Raw genomic sequence first — 17,204 nt, forward strand, 5'->3', positions numbered from 1 at the left:
ACGGGAGGTCGTCAGGAGACGACGGGGAGCAGGAAGGTCGACGCGCCGGCGGCGAGGGCGCCACCGATCAGCGGGCCGACGACCGGGACCCACGCGTAGGCCCAGTCGCTCGAGCCCTTGCCCTTGATGGGCAGGAGCGCGTGCGCGATGCGCGGGCCGAGGTCACGGGCCGGGTTGATGGCGTAGCCGGTGGGGCCACCGAGCGAGACACCGATCGCGATCACGAGGAAGGCGACGGGGACCGCGCCGAGCTCGGCCGGGGTCTTGCCGTTGGTGAAGGCGAGGACGACGAACACGAGGACGAAGGTGCCGATGATCTCGGTGACGACGTTCCAGCCGTAGCTGCGGATGGCCGGGCCGGTGGAGAACACGCCGAGCTTGGCGGCTGCGTCGGGCTCCTCGTCGAAGTGCTGCTTGTAGGCGAGCCACACGATGACGGCACCGATGATCGCGCCGATGAGCTGGGCGATCCAGTAGAGGAACATCTCGCCGACGGTGATGTTGCCCAGGAGCGCCTGGGCGAGGGTCACGGCGGGGTTCAGCTGGCCGCCCGAGCTGTACGACACGGTGACGCCGGCGAAGACCGCGAAGCCCCAGCCGATCGTGACCATGAGGAAGCCGGCGCCGAAGCCCTTGGACTTCGTGAGGGACACGGCGGCGACGACACCGCCACCGAGGATGATGAGCAACGCCGTTCCGACGAGCTCTGACATGAAATTGACGCCGATGCCGTCCATCGGTGACCTCCAGTGCGAGTGGGTGGGGGTCCGGTGGTGCTGCGTCCGGCACTCCCCGTCGAGTGATTGGGGCCGAGCATAGTGACGCCGGTCACCGCTCCGCGATGCGGCGCCGAGGGAACCTCCGCGAAGTGCACGAACGTGCAGGAGCAGTGTGCGGCGCGCCATCCGAAGCGGCCCGCTGACCGCGATGGTCGTGCACGAACGTGCACGGCATGCGAACGAGCGCCCGCTGTAGGGTGAACCCACTCCGGTCGACGACGGCGGTGGACGGCTCCTCCGACGGTCGGCCCCGCACCCGTGGAGGTCAGCGTGAAGAAGCTCATCAACGATCCGCACGACGTCGTCACCGAGACCGTCCGCGGCTTCGCCCGGGCGCACGAGGGCCACGTGGTCCTCGTCGAGGACCCGATCCACCTCCGGCGCGTCGACGCCCCGGTCGCGGGCAAGGTCGGCATCGTCAGCGGTGGCGGCAGCGGACACGAGCCGCTGCACGCGGGCTTCGTCGGCCACGGCATGCTCGACGCGGCCGTCCCCGGTCCGGTCTTCACGAGCCCGACCCCGGACCCGATCGTCGCAGCGACCAAGGCCGTCGACGGGGGAGCGGGCGTGCTCCACATCGTCAAGAACTACACGGGCGACGTGCTCAACTTCGAGACCGCCGCCGAGCTCGCCGCGATGGACGACGTCCGTGTCGAGTCGGTCGTGGTCGACGACGACGTCGCCGTGCAGGACTCGCTGTACACCGCCGGGCGCCGCGGTGTCGCCGGGACCGTCGTCGTCGAGAAGTGCGCCGGCGCCGCTGCCGAGCGCGGCGACGACCTCGACGCCGTTGCGGCCGTCGCCCGGCACGTCAACGACGTCACGCGGTCGATGGGGCTCGCGCTCGGCTCCGGCACGGTGCCGCACGCGGGGGAGCCGTCCTTCACGCTCGCCGACGACGAGGTCGAACTCGGCATCGGGATCCACGGTGAGCCCGGTCGTGAGCGGATCGCGATGGCGCCCGCCGACGAGCTCGTCGACCGCGTGCTCGGACCGGTGCTCGCCGACCTCGACGCACCGGCCGGCTCGCAACTGCTGCTCCTGGTGAACGGCATGGGCGGGACCCCGCAGTCCGAGCTCTACATCGTCTACCGACGCGCCGCCGAGGTGCTCACCGACCGCGGGCACCACGTCGCGCGTAGCTTGGTCGGCGACTACGTCACGTCCCTGGAGATGCCGGGCTTCTCGATCACCGTCACGGTGCTCGACGAGGAGCTCACCGCCCTCTGGGACGCTCCGGTGGAGACCCCGGCACTGCGCTGGGGCCGTTGACCACCGACCACCGTCCAGGAAGGGAACACGAATTGGCGCTCGACACCGCATGGGCCATCGACTGGGTGCGTCGCACCGCGGCGACGATCGACGAGCACCGGGCAGAACTCGTCACGCTCGACCGCGAGATCGGTGACGGCGACCACGGCGAGAACCTGGACCGCGGCTTCCGCGCCGTCCTCGAGGCCGTCGACGCCGGCTCCTTCGAGACCCCGGGAGCGGTCCTCAAGGTCGTCGCGACGAAGCTCATCTCGACCGTCGGCGGCGCCGCCGGTCCGCTGTTCGGGACCGCCTACCTGAAGGCCGCGCAGGCGGCGGGGGAGGCTACCGAGCTCGACGCGGACGCCCTGGTCGCGGTGCTCACCGCCGCCCGCGACGGCGTCGTGTCGCGCGGCAAGGCCGAGGTCGGCGACAAGACGATGGTCGACGCGTGGTCCGCCGCCGTCGACGCCGCGAGCACGGCGGCAGCGGCCGGCGAGGGCCCGGAGCGGGTGCTCGAGGCCGCGGCCGACGCCGCCGTCACGGGCGCCGAGTCGACGGACCCGCTCGTCGCCCGCAAGGGGCGCGCGAGCTACCTCGGCGAGCGCGCCGTCGGGCACCGCGACCCGGGCGCGCAGTCGACCGCGTACATCCTGCGCGCAGCGGTGGACGCAGCGTGACCGTCGGCATCCTGGTCGTGTCGCACAGTGCGGCGATCGCGACCGGTACCGTCGAGCTCGCCCGCCAGATGGCGGCGGACGTCCCGCTCGTCGCCGCCGGGGGCACGGACGACGGCGGCATCGGGACGTCCTTCGAGGCGATCACCGACGGCATCGAGGAACTCGCCGCCGCGGACGCCGTCGTCGTGCTCTGCGACCTCGGGTCCGCCTACCTCACCACGGACACCGCGCTCGACTTCCTCGACGACGAGGCCCGCGCCCGCGTGCACGTCTCGCAGGCGCCGCTCGTCGAGGGGACGGTCGCCGCCGCGGTCGCCGCGCAGACCGGCGGCGACGCCAAGGCGGTCCTGGCGGCAGCGGCGTCCGCCGGCGGGTCGACGCTCGACGACGACGCCCGGCCGGGAGGCACGGCACCGGCAGACGAGGCAACTCCCGTCGACGGGACGGTCGCCTCGGCGACCGTCGAGCTCGTCAACGAGAGCGGGCTGCACGCCCGCCCCGCGGCCGAGTTCGTGAAGGCAGCGGCGAAGCACGAGGCACGCGTCCGCGTGAACGGCGTCGACGCGAAGAGCCTGCTCGCGATCATGGCGCTGGCGCTGCCGCAGGGGGCGTCCGTGACGGTCGAGGCGGACGGTCCGGACGCGCAGGACGCCGTCGACACGCTGGTGGCACTGGTCCGCTCGGGGTTCGGCGAGTAGCCCTGCGCCCGCTCAGGCGGTCGGCAGCTCTTGCAGCCCGGTCACCCGGAGCAGGTCGAGGGCGGCTGCGTCCGGTGAACCGGGCGTCGCGGTGTAGACGACGATCCGGAGATCGCTGCCCGGCACCGTGAGGACGTCGCAGTCGATCTCCACCGGACCGACGCGGCTCGCGACGACCTTCCGGCTCGTCCGGTGCTCGGCGATCCGCCCGGTCTCCCACCGTCGCTCGAACTCCGGGGACTCGCGACGCAGGCGGGCGACCAGGGCGGCGAGGTCGCGGTCGGCCGGGTAGCGTCCGGACGCGGCGCGGAGGTCGGCGACCAGGTCGCTCGAGAAGTCCTCCTGGTGGGTGTCGTCCCACGAGACGCCGTCGTGGCCGTGCACGAAGTGCCGCCAGACGAGGTTGCCCTCGATGCCGGTCCAGCCCGAGGGGTCGCCGTTCAGGGCGGCCCACAGGTCGTTCCAGAGGACGATGTCGTGGGCGGCCGTGAACACCGCGATCGGCACGTCGCCGAGCCGGTCCACGATGCGCTGCACGCCCGGCGGCACGTGCCGGGGGACGAGCTGGCGGGACGGCGGGGCCGCGCCGGCCACCCGGAACAGGTGGTCGCGCTCCGCCACGGACAGGCGGAGTGCCGTCGCCAGCGCGCCGAGCATCTGCGGCGAGGGGTTCGTCGCCCGGCCCTGCTCGAGGCGCACGACGTAGTCGACGCTGACCCCGGCCAGCGCAGCGAGCTCCTCGCGCCGCAGTCCGGGTGTCCGACGTCCCGCGCCGGCCGGCAGCCCGACCTCCTCGGGTCGGACCCGGTCACGCCAGGACCGCAGGACGTCCGCGAACTCGCTCATGGTCCCATCCTCGCCGTTCGGGCGGGATCGGTCCTGGTACCGCTGGTCCCACCGTCGAACGGTGCCTGGGAACACGGTCGACCGGAGAGCAGGGTGGAGGCATGACGACGACACTCATCACCGGAGCCAACCGCTCCCTCGGCCTCGAGACCGCACGACGGCTCATCGACTCCGGGCACACCGTGTACGCCGGGATGCGGGACACCGCCGACGGCGACGACGTCCGGGCCCTCGGCGCGCACGTCGTGCAGCTCGACGTGACCGACCAGGCCAGCGTGGACGCGGCGATCGCGGCACTGCCGGAGCTCGACGTGCTGGTCAACAACGCCGGGGTGCTCGGCACCTCGTTCGGGGTCGACGACCTCGATGCCGGCGCCCTCGACGCCGTGCTCGCCACCAACGTCACGGGCGTGGTCCGGGTGACGCAGGCGGCGCTGCCGCTCCTGCGCGCCTCCGAGAACCCCGTGATCGTGAACGTGGCATCCGGCGTCGGGTTCGCCCGCTGGCTGACCACGCCGGGACGCGACGAGCACCCGGTCGCGGCCGTGCCGTACGCGGCGTCGAAGGCGGCGCTGATCGCGATGACGGTGCAGTACGCCAAGAACCTGCCCGGCTTCCGGGTGAACGCGAGCGACCCGGGCTACACCGCGACGGCCTTCAACGGCTTCGGCGGGCACCAGACCGTCACCGAGGGCACCGACGCGACGGTGGCCCTGGCGACGATCGGCGCGGACGGGCCGACGGGGGAGTTCCACGACCGCGACGGGCGCATCGAGTACTAGGCGGGCCGTCGAGCGCCGGGAGCGCGGTCGACCTGCCGCGCGCCCGGCGTCGCGCGTCTGCCAGGATGGCGCCGTGCGCGCAGTCCAGTACGACCGGTTCGGTTCCACCCCCTCGATCGTCGAGCTCCCCGAGCCGAACGCCCCGGACGACGGCGTCGTCGTCCGGGTCGCGGCGACCGGCGTGTGCCGCAGCGACTGGCACGCCTGGCGGGGCCACGACGACTCCGTGCGGCTGCCCCACGTCCCGGGGCACGAGTTCGCCGGGGTCGTCACCGCCGTCGGGGCGTCCGTCACCCGTGTCGTCGTGGGGGACCGGGTCACCGCACCCTTCGTCTTCGCGTGCGGCACGTGCGACCAGTGCCGCGACGGCGCGACCCAGGTGTGCACACGCCAGCAGCAGCCCGGCTTCACCCTGCAGGGCTCGTACGCGGAGTCCGTGGTCGTCCCGCACGCCGACGTGAACCTCGTGCACCTGCCGGACGCGGTCGGGTTCGCCGAGGCCGCCGGACTCGGGTGCCGCTTCGGCACCGCGTACCACGCACTGCACGCCCGCGGTCGGGTGGCACCAGGGGAGTGGGTCGTCGTCTACGGCTGCGGCGGCGTGGGGCTGTCGACGATCATCGTCGCCGTCGCCGCGGGGGCCCGGGTCGTCGCCGTCGACGTCTCGACAGCGGCGCTCGACCGTGCCGCCGCGCTGGGGGCGGCCACCCTGGTGATGGACGACGAGGCGCCGGCCGCGGTGCACCGGCTGACCGACGGTGGTGCCCACGTGTCGGTCGACGCGTACGGGAGCCGGGCCACGTCCGTGGCGGCCGTGGCGTCGCTGCGTCCCCGGGGTCGGCACGTGCAGGTCGGCCTCCTGCTCGACGACGAGGCGACGCCGGCGATCCCGATGGGCCGCGTCATCGCCGACGAGCTCGAACTGCTCGGCAGCCACGGGATCGCCGTGGGGGAGTACGCCGCGATGCTCGACGACGTCGTGGCCGGTCGGCTGCGGCCCGCGGAGTCGATCGGGTCGACGATCGGGTTCGACGACCTGCCGGGTGCACTCGAGGCGATGGACCGGCCCGCGAGCGGATCCGGCATGACCGTCGCGGTGTTCTGAGGGCTCGGACTCCCGGACACCGGTGTCGGCATCTGGAATACTACGTGCATGACGGAGACTCCGGAGATCCGCGTCGACGAACGGGCCGCCGAGCCGGCGTGCACGGTGCCGCACCCGGACGGCCCCATCGAGGCGACGGTGCGCTCGCTCGTGGCGCGGATCCCGCCCGGGGGATCGACCGGGTGGCACCGGCACGACGCCTGGCAGACGGGCATCGTCGCGCGCGGACGCCTGCGGCACCGGACCGCTGACGCGGTCCGCCACTACGGACCGGGCGACGTCCTGGTCGAGCCGCCGTTCGTCGACCACGAGGCGTCGAACGTGTCCGACGAGGAGCTCGTGCTGGTGTTCGTCGCCGTGCACCCGGAGGGGCGACCGCTCGCGACGCCGCGAGCCGCGCCGTGACCCGTCAGGAGCGGGCCTCCGAAGGCCTGCTGGTGGACGTCAATATTCGTTTTGATATTGATCTGCGTCTGAGAGGTGGTTGTTCGGAGGAGCCGAGGCCGCAGAGGCAGTTGGCGATCCTCATGATGGACGGTTCGCGCTCTACGCTGGGACGCGTGAGCAGAACTCCCCGACAGCGACCGTTCGAGCTCGCTCCGGCACCCTGGCCGGAGATTCCTGCCGACGACGCGATCGCAGAAGCGGCTCGTACATTTGTGGTGCGACTGAGACAGGCGATGGGAACTCAGAGCACACGCGCTGTCGCGACGGCTGCTGGAGTGCACCACACAACGTTGCTCGGTGTTCTAGCCGGTCGTTCCTGGCCGGATCTCGCCACGCTCGCTCGGCTCGAGCTTGCCCTCGACGCCGAACTGTGGCGACGACCCGCCCGTTAGGGGTCGATCACCGTTTCGAAAGCAAACCAGGTTCCGCCCGACATCTCAGCGAGGGAACGGAGGCGTCCCTCGAAGCGTTGCCGAGACTCGATGGGAGCCTCATGAAGGTGTTGGAGGCGGCGCCTCAGGAGTTCGCGCATCAGCGCCGCCGCCGATTCGTCCCCTCCAAGCTCTCCGCTGATGACGTACTCGCCGGAGTCGAGGTCACAGACAGCGGCGAGTTCGGCAGCTCCGACGGTCACGACGAAGTCACCGCGACGCCCGATGGTTCGATAGTCGATACGCGCGGCCTCGGGAACCACGACCGCGTCCAGCCAAGAGAGTTCAACTCTGGTGCCGACTGCGGCTTCGATCGTGAGGCGCGGTGAAGCAGAACCCGCGCCCTGCTCGCCTTCTCCCATGCGCTGATTATAATCAGCACGCGGCATGAGTCGGGTCGCAAGCGGCTGGAAGGTGGGGAAGTGGCGTCGGACGTATCAGGGGCGGCCCCTGCGTCGTTGGAGCCTGCGGGCTCGCATCAAACGTCGGTCGCCGCGCTGGAAGCGGCCATCCAATCGCTTGGCCTCGAGTTCGACGCAACAGTGGCGCAGATCGCGGACTCGCTAACGGCGCTCAACCGGCCGAGTCCGCTGGGAACGGCGAAGCGAGCCCTCATCCTTCAGTGGATCGGCGCCGTCGGTGACGAGTTCCAATGGGAAGCGGAGCTGAGCGACCGGAATCTCATGACCGTGCTGATCCGAGCCATATCGATCGAGCACGCGACGGTGTTGCAGGCCGATGACGTGGCCCGACGACGGGGGAGCACTCTCCGTGAGCTTCGGGCTGACATGGTTTCTCGACAGCTTTGGGGATTCGAACGGGCTGGAGCCTTGCTGTTCCCTTCGTGGCAGTTCATCGACGCCGGTGCCCGGACTCTGGAGCTCATCTCCGAGGTCCTCCCGACGGTGCTGCAATGCATACCCCCGGACGCGCCGCCGGCACTAGTTACTCGCCTGATGTGCTCCGAAGACCCGCACTTGCAGCGGGGCGGCTCGCGGTGCAGCCCACGAGAACATCTAATCGCGGGCGGATCGCCTTGGCCCGTGGTGCGGACCTTGCTGCTTGTGCTCGAAGGGTCCGCTTCACGCCTCCCAGATCTCGTTCTCGGAGGACGGGATGATCGGTGAGATCGGCTGGGGAAAAACGGCGTCCACACTTCGGCTGAAGCAGAGGAAGCAACCACTGTGAACCCCCGATGACGTCACGGCTACAAATCGCTCGCGCTCGCGCACGTGTGGCTCTCGCCGTCCGGACCGGTGAGGAGCTGCTGGAAAGCGTCCGAGAGGTTGCCGCGATGGACTTTGCGGACGCCGACGACGCGGTCCAAGTTGCACGGGACCGCGAGCTCGACTCGCCCCGGCTCGATGGCGCCTTCCGGAGGCTCATCGGCGTCCACGCCGGCGGTCACGACTTTGGGCCTCGCCACAACCCGCCGCGAACGCAGACCGGCCGGGACCTTACCCCTGACGAGGAGGGGGTCCTGATCGAGGCCGTGTTCGTTACGCGGGAGCGGTATGAAGCGGCGAAGGCTGCTGTCGCGCGTGGAGAGCTCGACGCACTTGAACGCCGATCGTGGCAGCGCGGATTGAGCGCCTCACTCACCTTGGAACAGGCAGCCGACTGGCTGGACACAGGAACTGGCCGGGTCCTCACAGATCTCGCGTTCGGCGACCTGTTCGCGTTCGTGTGCGACGACGAGCTTCTGTTCCCGACATGGCAGTTCACCGACGATCCGGATCAACCATCGCTGAACTACATGACGTCGCTGGTCGGAGCTTTCGATGACGACATGCACCCGACGTCGATCCTCGGATTCATGACGACTCCGCACTCGTACACGTCCTTCGACGGCGAACCGGCGACGCCGGTTGAGTGGCTCACTGCGGGCCGCGACGTGAAGCCGCTGCTGGAGCTGCTCGAAACCCGGCGCTTGAGATAGCTCCTTCGGGTAAGGAGCTCCTCGATCCCCTGGCGCACTACCTCACACTCTGAAGCAGCACGCACCTTGTCGTACTCCTGATGCTGCGCCGGCGGCGGCGGAAGCTCAAGGTTGTCGAGTTGGAACTCGATGTGTCCGTTCCGCGCCTGTTCCGCATCTGACCGGTCCTCGCCGAGGATGTCGGGACCGTCGGGAAGGTGCTCATTCCGGAGCCCTTCGTTACCCTGCGACCGGGCGAGCTGAGGACATGATCTCCCTCGCGGGCCAGGCGGGATTCTTCGGCGAATGAAGGCCGACGGGCAGGCCTTCTCAGCTGCTTAACCGTCCCGCTCAGGGGGCCTTCTTCGGAACCTATTCCGGACCATCTATCCGGACAGCGCGTGGGTGCACCCTCCGAAGGATCCCTGTGAGCAGCTCCGCTCAGTGTCGCCCTTCAAGCTTCTCTCCCTGTCGTCCCGCGTCACGAAGCGGACCGGTTCTCGAGGTGCGGAAGATCGTCGGTGCGGGCATGGGGTGGTGGGTGCATACTGGTGGTGTCTTCGGACCCGGCAGTGGGGCTTGCCGGACCCAACCTCGACACTCGTCGACAACAGTCCCTATCTCAGTCGGTTGCGCTTCTGTGCGCCTGAGGTAGGGAGATGTCATGGTCGAGTCGAGCACTGCCGGTGTTGTCGTCGTCGGTGTGCAGTCCGGGCAGGCGCACGACGTCGTCGGCGTCGCGGCTGACGTCGCTGAACGCTTCAGCGCCCCGATGGTGTGTGTTGTCGTCGATCCGGCACTGCTGTCAGCGGGGGTGCGTGCGGACGGGTCGGAGATAATCGAACCGATCGACCCGGACACGGCGGACAGCGACCCGCAGCAGCTGCCCGACGATGACGTGCGGGTCATTCACGGTCTTGCTGCGGCGCGGTCGGTGGGCGTCGAGATTCTCTCCCGGGTCGGAGATCCGGGTCGAGCACTCGCTGCGGTGGCTGAGGAACGTGACGCGGTGATGATCGTCGTCGGATCGCAGGTCGGCCGACGCCGGATGGCGGAACTGTTCAACGGGTCCGTCGCCGCGCATCTGACCCATCAGCAGCACCGGCCGGTGTTGGTCGTCCCGCATGACCCGGTCGGCGTCACCGTGCTCCTCCCGTCGGAAGCCCCGTGACTGGCATGCTGACGCTCCTGCGGCATGGGGAGAGCACCGCGAACGAAGCCGGCACCTTCACCGGGCTCCTCGACGTCCCGCTCACGCCCCACGGACGACGGCAAGCGTCCGCAGCCGGATGGCTCCTCCGGTCGAACCACATCACGCCGGACGTCGTGGTCACCTCCACACTGCACCGTGCCGTCCGCACCGCCGAACTGGTCTGCGACGCCCTCAGGACACAGCTGCCCACGGAAGCGGTGTGGCAGCTCAACGAACGCAACTACGGCGCCCTGACCGGGATGACGAAGACCGACGCCCGTCGGATGCTCGGTGACGACGAGTACATGCGGCTCCGCAGGTCCCGTACCGGCACACCGCCACCGATGTCGCTGCAGCTGTGGGAGGAACTGCGGTCAAGTTCCGCGCTGCGCGGCCTGCCCGACGGTGCCCTCCGACGCACCGAGGCGCTCTCGGACGTCATCGAGCGGGTCCGTCCCGTGCTGCACGACCGGCTCCTGCCGATGGTGCGGTCAGGGCGGAGCGTCCTCGTCGTCGCGCACGGGAACTCGCTCCGCGCACTCTGCGCATGCATCGACGACCTCACCGACCCGGAGCTCGAGCAGCTCAACCTGCCGACCGGGCAACCCGTGCAGTACCACCTCGCCCCGACGGGTGCTCTCGTCCCGCGGGGTGGGGCGTTCCTCGATCCGGTAGCAGCACAGCACGCCGCGGCGCTGGTCGCGGCAGAAGGCGGAACATGACCACCCGAACGGACACCCCGATGCCCGACGACCAGCTCCCTTCCGACCCCGACGTCGACGTCTCCGACCCCGCAACGACCATGCGGCCGGTGCATCTGCGGTGGCGGTACGTCGGCCTCGTCGCAGTCGGCGGCGCCGCTGGCACTGCCCTCCGCGACGTCATCAGCAGCCTGCTTCCCGCCGATGGCGGGGTGGGTTGGTCGGTCTTCTGGATCAACATCACCGGGGCGCTGGCCCTCGGTGTGCTGTTGGAAGCGCTCGCGCACCGCGGGCCCGACGCCGGCCGCCGACGCGTGCTGCGGCTGCTGCTCGGGACAGGGGTCCTCGGCGGGTTCACCACCTACAGCACCCTCGCCGAGTCCACCGCCGCCCTGTTCCGCGACGGCCACGGCCTCGCCGGCACCGGCTACGCACTCCTAACCGTCCTGTCCGGCGCGATCGCGACCGCGGTCGGTCTCGTCGTCGCCGGCTGGTTCCGACCCCGCACGGAGGAAGCATGAGCCCGTTCCTGGTCCTCGCCGTCGCCCTCGGCGGCGGTGCCGGCGCTGCCGGCCGGTTCCTCCTCGACGGGTTGATCAACGCCGGCCGAGAGTTCCGGCTCCCCGTCGGCACGCTGACGATCAACATCACCGGGTCGCTGCTGCTGGGGATCACCGTCGGCACCGCCACCCACCTCGGCGCGGTACCGGTCGCGGTCCTCGGCACCGGGGTGATGGGCGGCTACACCACGTTCAGCACCGCCAGCTTCGAAACCGTCCGCCTCGCCCGCAGCGGCCGGATCACCGCCGCCGCGATCAACGGTCTCGGGATGCTCGTCGTCTCCGTCGCCGCCGCGACCGCCGGCATCCTCCTCGGCGGCACCCTGTGACCACCCCGCCCACGGACCACACACCCGCTCCAGAACCGGAGGCGCTGATGCTCTTCGACGTCACGATCGAGATACCCCGCGGCAGCGGCAACAAGTACGAAGTCGACCACACCACCGGCCGGATCCGGCTCGACCGGGCCGTGTTCACCAGCATGGTGTTCCCCCAGGACTACGGCTCCATCGACAACACCCTCGGCGATGACGGCGACCCCCTCGACGCCCTCGTGCTCCTACCCCGTCCCACGTTCCCCGGCGTCGTCATCACGGTCCGGCCGATCGGGATGCTGCGCATGGTCGACGAAAACGGCGGCGACGACAAGATCCTCACCGTCCCCGCCAACGACGACCGCTTCGCGCAGCTGCAGGACATCACCGACGTGCCGGAGCACACGCTGGCGGAGATCGAGCACTTCTTCTCCCACTACAAGGAAATCGAGCACGGCAAGCACGTCACCACCAACGGGTGGGCCGACCGTGCTGCTGCCGAAGCCGTCATTCGCACCGCGCAGGAAGCCCACACCCGACACCCGTGACCCACGGGTCCACAGACTGCCGCGGGGAGGCACTGGCGCCGAGTGATCGCCAGCAGGTCGTCCCTCCGCCTCCCCGCGGCTTTCCCTTCCAACCACACCCCAGCCCGACGCATGACCCGAACCGAACCGAACCGAACCGAAGGAGCGTCACCGTGAACGACTACATCAGCGGCATCCACCACCACGGAGCCCATCAGGGCGAGTACGTCACCCACCACGACCACCCGATCACCATCGACGCCGTGCACGGCGCCCGCATCCTCGACTCCCGCGGCTACCCGACCGTCCGCGTCTCCCTCGAGCTCGACGACGGCCGCACCGTCACGGGGGACGCCCCCGCGGGCGCATCCACCGGCGCCCACGAAGCCGTCGAGCTCCGTGACGGCGGTTCCGCGTTTGGCGGCCGTGACGTCACTCAGGCGCTTCACCTGATCGACACCGACATCTCAGGGCTCCTCACCGGCCGGTCCTGGTCGGCGATCGGGCGGATCGACGCCGCCCTCGCCGACCTCGACGGCACCACCGGGTACCGCCGGCTCGGCGGGAACAGCATCGTCGCGACCTCGATCGCCGCCTCCCGGGCTCTTGCCCATGCCGCGGACCTGCCGCTCTGGCAGTGGATCGCCGAGATCACCGGAAGCACGCCGCGGATGCCGGTCCCGCACTTCAACGTCCTCAACGGCGGCGCGCACGCAGCGAACGCCCTGGACTTCCAGGAGTTCATGATCGCCCCCGTCGATGCCGACTCGATGGCCGACGCCGTCCGCATCGGAGCGGACGTCTACCACGCTCTCGCGGCCCTGGTTCAGGACCGGTTTGGCAGCCTCGGCCTCGGCGACGAGGGCGGCTTCGCACCGTCGATTGCCGCCCCGGAGGAAGCGCTCGACCTGCTGGTCGCTGCGATCCGTACCGCCGGCTACGAGCCGGGCGTCGATCAGGTGGCGATCGCGCTCGATCCGGCAGCGAACGAGTTCTCCCAGGGCGACGGCTCCTACCGGGTGCTCAACGAAAGCCTCGACCGGGACGGGCTGGTCGACTACTACCGGCATCTGGTCGACGCATATCCGATCCGGAGCATCGAAGACGGGTTCGCGGAGGACGACCATGAGGGGTTCCGCCGCATGCAAGCGGCGCTCGGAGACCGGATCCAGATCGTCGGCGACGACCTCTACGTCACCGACCCACAGCGGATCCGCGACGGCGGCGAGCAGCAGCTGACGAACGCGGCACTGATCAAGCCGAACCAGATCGGGACCGTCTCCCAGACCCTCGGCGCGATCGCCACCGCCAAGAGCATCGGGATGGCCAGCATGGTCTCCCACCGTTCTGGGGAGACCACGGACACGTTCATCGCGGACCTCGTTGTCGGGACCGGCACCGGGCAGATCAAGTCCGGCGCACCCGCCCGCGGGGAACGCGTCGCGAAGTACAACCGGCTCACCGAGATCGCCGAGCAGCACCCGGAGCTGCCCTACGGACTGATCTGACCACCGGTACTCGAGCTGCGGACGGTGTCCAGGAACGCCGTCACAGCGGGTCCCGGGCGGCCTGACCAGATCGCTCGCAGCGGCCGGATCAGTGGCGGGCCGAGCAGTAGCGCCCGGACGAGGGCACCGTCTTCGAGGTCAGTGTCGACGGTGCGGAGACTCATCACCGCGGGCGCGATGCCCGCTCGAGCGTTGGCGCGGATGATGCCGGTCGTTTCCAGCACTGCAGCCGGCGGGACCAGGGTCAGACCCGCGTCGTCGAGCCACGCCTCGACCGTGGCGCGGGTGCCGGACCCTTCCTCGCGGAGCAGCAGGGGCGTCTCCGCGAGGTCATCCGAGGTGATGGCCGAAGCGCTTGCCCAAGGATGGTGCGAAGCGACGACGACCACGAGTTCGTCCTCATCGACCACCAGCGATGAGAGGCCAATCGGCGCAGCAGGAGTCTCCGTGAACCCGACGTCGGCAGCGCCGGAACGGACGAGGTCGGTCACGTCGGCGGAGTTCCCCGCGATCAGGCGCACCGACGCATCCTGCGCGGCAGCACGGTGGGTGAGCAACCATCCGGGCAGCAGGAGTTCGGCGATCGTCTGCGACGCTGCGATCACGAGGGATCCCGCCGGTTCCCGCAGCGCGGCGACGCCTGCTTCAAGCCGCCGGGAGGCCTCCAACACCGGGACGGCGAGACCGAGCACCACCCGGCCGGCGTCGGTCAGCGCGGTCCCGGATGCCGTCCGGTGCGCCAGCGGCTGACCGGTCGCCTGCTCCGCGGCACGCAAGCGCGCAGACACCGCCTGCTGTGTCACCCCCAACACCTCGGCCGCGCGGGTCAACGAACCGGTCTCCGCGACGCGGACGAGAACCTCGAGGGTGTCGAGGTCCAGAGTCCGGTCCGTCAACCGCCGCAGTGCCACAAGCAACCATTGTGCCCTGCCAACGAGTCCGCCGTTCCCGAACCACGGGGAACGCGCGCACGATGAGTGCATGTCCGCTCACCTCGCCCACGCACCCGCGACGTCCGAGCACGATGCGCGCGACCGGCGGCTGTTCCGGGAGCTGGAGCGGCCCGGTCTGATCGTGTCGAACCTGACCCCGAACTGGTTCGCGTCGATCATGGGCACCGGGATCGTCGCCGTCGCGGCCGCATCGCTGCCGCTGCAGTTCCCCGGCCTGCGCACGGCGGCGACGATCGTGTGGGCGATCGCGGCGGTCCTCCTGGTCGCCCTCACCATCGCGACGGCCCTGCACTGGGTCCGCTACCGGAGCACCGCAGCGAAGCACCACCTCAACCCGGTCATCTCCCACTTCTACGGGGCACCGCCGATGGCGTTCCTCACCGTCGGCGCCGGAACGATCCTCCTCGGCAAGGACTGGATCGGCCTTCCCGCCGCCGTCACCGTCGACTGGGTCCTCTGGAGCATCGGTACCATCGGCGGACTGTTCACGGCGGTCCTGGTGCCGTACCTGGCGTTCACCCGCCACGAGAACACGCCCGATTCCGCGTTCGGCGGTTGGCTGATGCCGATCGTCCCGCCAATGGTGTCTGCCTCCACCGGCGCACTCCTGCTGCCGTACGCCCCCGCCGGGCAGGCGCGGGAGACACTGCTGTGGTCCTGCTACGGCTTCTTCGGCCTCAGCCTCGTCACGTCGCTGGTCGTGATCACGCTGATCTGGAACCGACTGGCGCAGCACAAGGTCGGTGCCGCCGGCATGGTCCCGACCCTCTGGATCGTCCTCGGGCCTGTCGGGCAGTCCATCACCGCCGTGAACCTCCTCGCATCGAACGCCCCGACCGTCGTCGACGCCTCCACCGCCCACGCACTGCTGGTCGTCGCGTTGGTGTACGGGTTCGCGATGGTCGGCTTCGCGCTGCTGTGGACCGTCATCGCCCTCGCCATCACCATCCGGACCGCCCGGGAGCGCCTGCCGTTCAGCCTGACCTGGTGGTCCTTCACGTTCCCCGTCGGCACATGCGTCACCGGCCTGAACGGCCTGGCCCTGCACTCCGGACTCACCGTCGTCGCCGTCATCGCAGTCGTCTACTACGCGGGCCTGGTCGCCGCGTGGATCACCGTCGCCGTCCGCACCTTCCACGGCTCCGTCATCCGCGGCACACTCCTCGCACCACCACAGCCGGCATGAGCACCCCCGACGAACTCGCGGACGAGCTCGCGGACGTTCGATCCCTGAACGCCCTCGCCGAGACATGGCGCACCGGACCCGACGGCTCACGGCGGTTCGTCCCGAACTTCGACCCACGATCCGGCGGCACATCCAGCCGCGTCCTGGTCCTCATGCAGTCGCCCGGCCCCCAGACGATCGCCACAGCGCACACGGCGATCTGCAGTGAGGACAACCCGGGCCCGACCGCGGCCGCGTTCCGCGCGGCCCGCATCGAGTCCGGACTCGCACGCAACGAGTACCTCCGCTGGAACCTCATCCCGTGGGAGATTCTCGGCCGCGTCCGACCTGTGGACATCGACGAGGGGCGACACGCCCTCGAAACTCTGCTCAAGGTGCTCCCCGTGCTCGATGCCATCGTCACGTACGGGACCGCCGCCCTCGACGGAGTCATGCGGCACCTCACCCTGGACCAACACCCCCGACTCGTACCCGTCATCGCGGCACCACACCCCTCTCCGGCCAACGGCCGCCATCGCGCGGAACAACAACGACGTTCCGTCCAAGCGCTCCGGCTCGCGGCGCTGACTCACCGGCTGTAGCAAATACGAACGATTCCGCTACAACTGCCCGTGCCGACGGTTCGGCAGCGTGTGAGGCGGCGTGTCTTGTAACGGAACCCAATCCCGGAATCTACGTGCCACCACTACCCCTCCTGGTCGAGTTTCGCTACGTTCTCTCCATGGGTCACCTCCTCGGGTACGCGCGCGTGTCCACCACCGACCAGGACGCGTCGCTACAGATCGACGCGCTGGGCGCCGCCGGCTGCTACCGCGTGTTCGTCGACACCATGTCCGGGTCGCTGCAACACCGGCCCGAGCTCGACAAGCTCCTCGACCAGCTCCGCCCCGGCGACACCCTCGTCGTCTGGCGACTCGACCGGCTCGGTCGATCCATCCGGCACCTCATCGACCAGCTGCACGCACTCGCCGAACGCGGCATCGGGTTCCGGTCACTGCAGGAGACCATCGACACCACCTCACCCGGTGGCCGGCTCGTGTTCCACGTCTTCGCCGCGCTGGCGGAGTTCGAACGGGACCTCATCAAGGAACGCACCAACGCCGGCCTCGCCGCCGCCCGAGCCCGCGGCCGCACCGGAGGCCGACCATCTCGGCTCTCCGCAGACCAGGTGCGCACCGCACGCCGGCTCTACGAACAGCAGGACATGACCGTCGCGCAGATCGGCGATGTCCTCGGCGTCAGCCGCACCACCATCTATCGGACGCTCGCGAAGCACGCCGAACCGGTCGCCCGCCGACGCGCAAAGCCCTCACCGACGATGTAGCC

Annotated in this window: 20 protein-coding genes; 16 read left to right on the forward strand and 4 right to left on the reverse strand. The window is 70.1% G+C overall.

The annotated features are described in order from the left end of the window. Nucleotides 1–11: 11 nt before the first annotated feature. Complete coding sequence (locus tag H7A69_RS08600) at nucleotides 12–737, reverse strand: MIP/aquaporin family protein (protein ID WP_182046670.1); 726 nt, start codon at nucleotides 735–737, stop codon at nucleotides 12–14. A 312-nt stretch (nucleotides 738–1,049) separates the two neighbouring features. Between H7A69_RS08600 and dhaK the strand changes: the two genes are divergently transcribed. The 3 genes from dhaK to dhaM are packed head-to-tail and all read left to right on the forward strand — an operon-like array spanning nucleotide 1,050 to nucleotide 3,408. Further along, nucleotides 1,050–2,051: a dihydroxyacetone kinase subunit DhaK gene (gene dhaK, locus H7A69_RS08605; RefSeq protein WP_182046671.1), complete on the forward strand. Its 1,002-nt coding sequence runs from the start codon at nucleotides 1,050–1,052 to the stop codon at nucleotides 2,049–2,051. A 32-nt stretch (nucleotides 2,052–2,083) separates the two neighbouring features. Next, nucleotides 2,084–2,710, forward strand: a complete 627-nt coding sequence (gene dhaL, locus H7A69_RS08610) for a dihydroxyacetone kinase subunit DhaL (RefSeq protein WP_069710885.1) — start codon at nucleotides 2,084–2,086, stop codon at nucleotides 2,708–2,710. Further along, a complete protein-coding gene (gene dhaM / locus H7A69_RS08615; protein ID WP_182046672.1) occupies nucleotides 2,707–3,408 on the forward strand; it encodes a dihydroxyacetone kinase phosphoryl donor subunit DhaM in 702 nt (233 codons plus the stop codon). The genes dhaL and dhaM overlap by 4 nt, the downstream gene beginning before the upstream one ends. A 12-nt stretch (nucleotides 3,409–3,420) precedes the next feature. On the opposite strand, the gene H7A69_RS08620 is transcribed toward dhaM, so the two are convergent. Beyond that, nucleotides 3,421–4,254: a helix-turn-helix domain-containing protein gene (locus H7A69_RS08620; protein ID WP_182046673.1), complete on the reverse strand. Its 834-nt coding sequence runs from the start codon at nucleotides 4,252–4,254 to the stop codon at nucleotides 3,421–3,423. Nucleotides 4,255–4,355: 101 nt separating this feature from the next. Here H7A69_RS08620 and H7A69_RS08625 point away from each other — a divergent pair, with 101 nt between their 5' ends. From H7A69_RS08625 to H7A69_RS08635, 3 genes are all read left to right on the forward strand, one after another. After that, nucleotides 4,356–5,036, forward strand: a complete 681-nt coding sequence (locus H7A69_RS08625; protein ID WP_182046674.1) for an SDR family NAD(P)-dependent oxidoreductase — start codon at nucleotides 4,356–4,358, stop codon at nucleotides 5,034–5,036. Nucleotides 5,037–5,109: 73 nt separating this feature from the next. Further along, nucleotides 5,110–6,141 carry an alcohol dehydrogenase catalytic domain-containing protein gene (locus H7A69_RS08630; RefSeq protein ID WP_182046675.1) on the forward strand — a complete coding sequence of 344 codons (1,032 nt, stop codon included), beginning with the start codon at nucleotides 5,110–5,112 and terminating at the stop codon, nucleotides 6,139–6,141. Between the two features lie 48 nt (nucleotides 6,142–6,189). After that, nucleotides 6,190–6,546, forward strand: coding sequence for a cupin domain-containing protein (locus H7A69_RS08635; protein ID WP_182046676.1), 357 nt, complete (start codon nucleotides 6,190–6,192; stop codon nucleotides 6,544–6,546). Nucleotides 6,547–6,976: 430 nt separating this feature from the next. Here the strand turns inward: H7A69_RS08635 and H7A69_RS08640 are convergent, their stop codons facing one another. Then, nucleotides 6,977–7,381 carry a hypothetical protein gene (locus H7A69_RS08640; RefSeq protein WP_126890097.1) on the reverse strand — a complete coding sequence of 135 codons (405 nt, stop codon included), beginning with the start codon at nucleotides 7,379–7,381 and terminating at the stop codon, nucleotides 6,977–6,979. A gap of 872 nt (nucleotides 7,382–8,253) precedes the next feature. Here H7A69_RS08640 and H7A69_RS08645 point away from each other — a divergent pair. The 7 genes from H7A69_RS08645 to eno all read left to right on the forward strand — a co-directional run bounded on the left by H7A69_RS08645 (nucleotide 8,254) and on the right by eno (nucleotide 13,739). After that, nucleotides 8,254–8,958, forward strand: coding sequence for a hypothetical protein (locus H7A69_RS08645; protein WP_126890096.1), 705 nt, complete (start codon nucleotides 8,254–8,256; stop codon nucleotides 8,956–8,958). Nucleotides 8,959–9,601: 643 nt separating this feature from the next. Beyond that, nucleotides 9,602–10,108 carry a universal stress protein gene (locus H7A69_RS08650; protein ID WP_182046677.1) on the forward strand — a complete coding sequence of 169 codons (507 nt, stop codon included), beginning with the start codon at nucleotides 9,602–9,604 and terminating at the stop codon, nucleotides 10,106–10,108. Nucleotides 10,109–10,113: 5 nt separating this feature from the next. After that, nucleotides 10,114–10,851 (forward strand): 2,3-diphosphoglycerate-dependent phosphoglycerate mutase, encoded by a 738-nt coding sequence (locus H7A69_RS08655; RefSeq protein WP_259346152.1) that lies wholly within the window; start codon nucleotides 10,114–10,116, stop codon nucleotides 10,849–10,851. Further along, nucleotides 10,848–11,351, forward strand: coding sequence for a fluoride efflux transporter FluC (locus tag H7A69_RS08660; protein ID WP_259346148.1), 504 nt, complete (start codon nucleotides 10,848–10,850; stop codon nucleotides 11,349–11,351). Before H7A69_RS08655 ends, H7A69_RS08660 begins: the two co-directional genes overlap by 4 nt. After that, on the forward strand, nucleotides 11,348–11,719 hold the full coding sequence (locus H7A69_RS08665; protein ID WP_182046679.1) for a fluoride efflux transporter FluC: 372 nt from the start codon (nucleotides 11,348–11,350) through the stop codon (nucleotides 11,717–11,719). Before H7A69_RS08660 ends, H7A69_RS08665 begins: the two co-directional genes overlap by 4 nt. Nucleotides 11,720–11,766: 47 nt before the next feature. After that, entirely contained in the window at nucleotides 11,767–12,252 is a 486-nt protein-coding gene (locus H7A69_RS08670; protein WP_182046680.1) for an inorganic diphosphatase, read from the forward strand. Nucleotides 12,253–12,404: 152 nt separating this feature from the next. Then, entirely contained in the window at nucleotides 12,405–13,739 is a 1,335-nt protein-coding gene (gene eno / locus H7A69_RS08675; protein ID WP_182046681.1) for a phosphopyruvate hydratase, read from the forward strand. On the opposite strand, the gene H7A69_RS08680 is transcribed toward eno, so the two are convergent. Then, on the reverse strand, nucleotides 13,724–14,650 hold the full coding sequence (locus H7A69_RS08680; RefSeq protein WP_182046682.1) for a LysR family transcriptional regulator: 927 nt from the start codon (nucleotides 14,648–14,650) through the stop codon (nucleotides 13,724–13,726). The two genes, eno and H7A69_RS08680, sit on opposite strands and share 16 nt — an antisense overlap. 70 nt (nucleotides 14,651–14,720) lie before the next feature. Here H7A69_RS08680 and H7A69_RS08685 point away from each other — a divergent pair, with 70 nt between their 5' ends. The 3 genes from H7A69_RS08685 to H7A69_RS08695 all read left to right on the forward strand — a co-directional run bounded on the left by H7A69_RS08685 (nucleotide 14,721) and on the right by H7A69_RS08695 (nucleotide 17,202). Next, nucleotides 14,721–15,878, forward strand: a complete 1,158-nt coding sequence (locus H7A69_RS08685; RefSeq protein WP_182046683.1) for a TDT family transporter — start codon at nucleotides 14,721–14,723, stop codon at nucleotides 15,876–15,878. Further along, the gene (locus H7A69_RS08690) at nucleotides 15,875–16,459 is read left to right on the forward strand and encodes a uracil-DNA glycosylase family protein (RefSeq protein WP_182046684.1); all 585 of its coding nucleotides are present in this window, start codon (nucleotides 15,875–15,877) and stop codon (nucleotides 16,457–16,459) included. The genes H7A69_RS08685 and H7A69_RS08690 overlap by 4 nt, the downstream gene beginning before the upstream one ends. Before the next feature lie 140 nt (nucleotides 16,460–16,599). After that, nucleotides 16,600–17,202 carry a recombinase family protein gene (locus H7A69_RS08695; protein ID WP_002857200.1) on the forward strand — a complete coding sequence of 201 codons (603 nt, stop codon included), beginning with the start codon at nucleotides 16,600–16,602 and terminating at the stop codon, nucleotides 17,200–17,202. The last annotated feature ends 2 nt before the right edge of the window (nucleotides 17,203–17,204 follow it).

The sequence above is a fragment of the Curtobacterium sp. ME26 genome (assembly GCF_903970945.1).
GTDB lineage: Bacteria > Actinomycetota > Actinomycetes > Actinomycetales > Microbacteriaceae > Curtobacterium > Curtobacterium citri.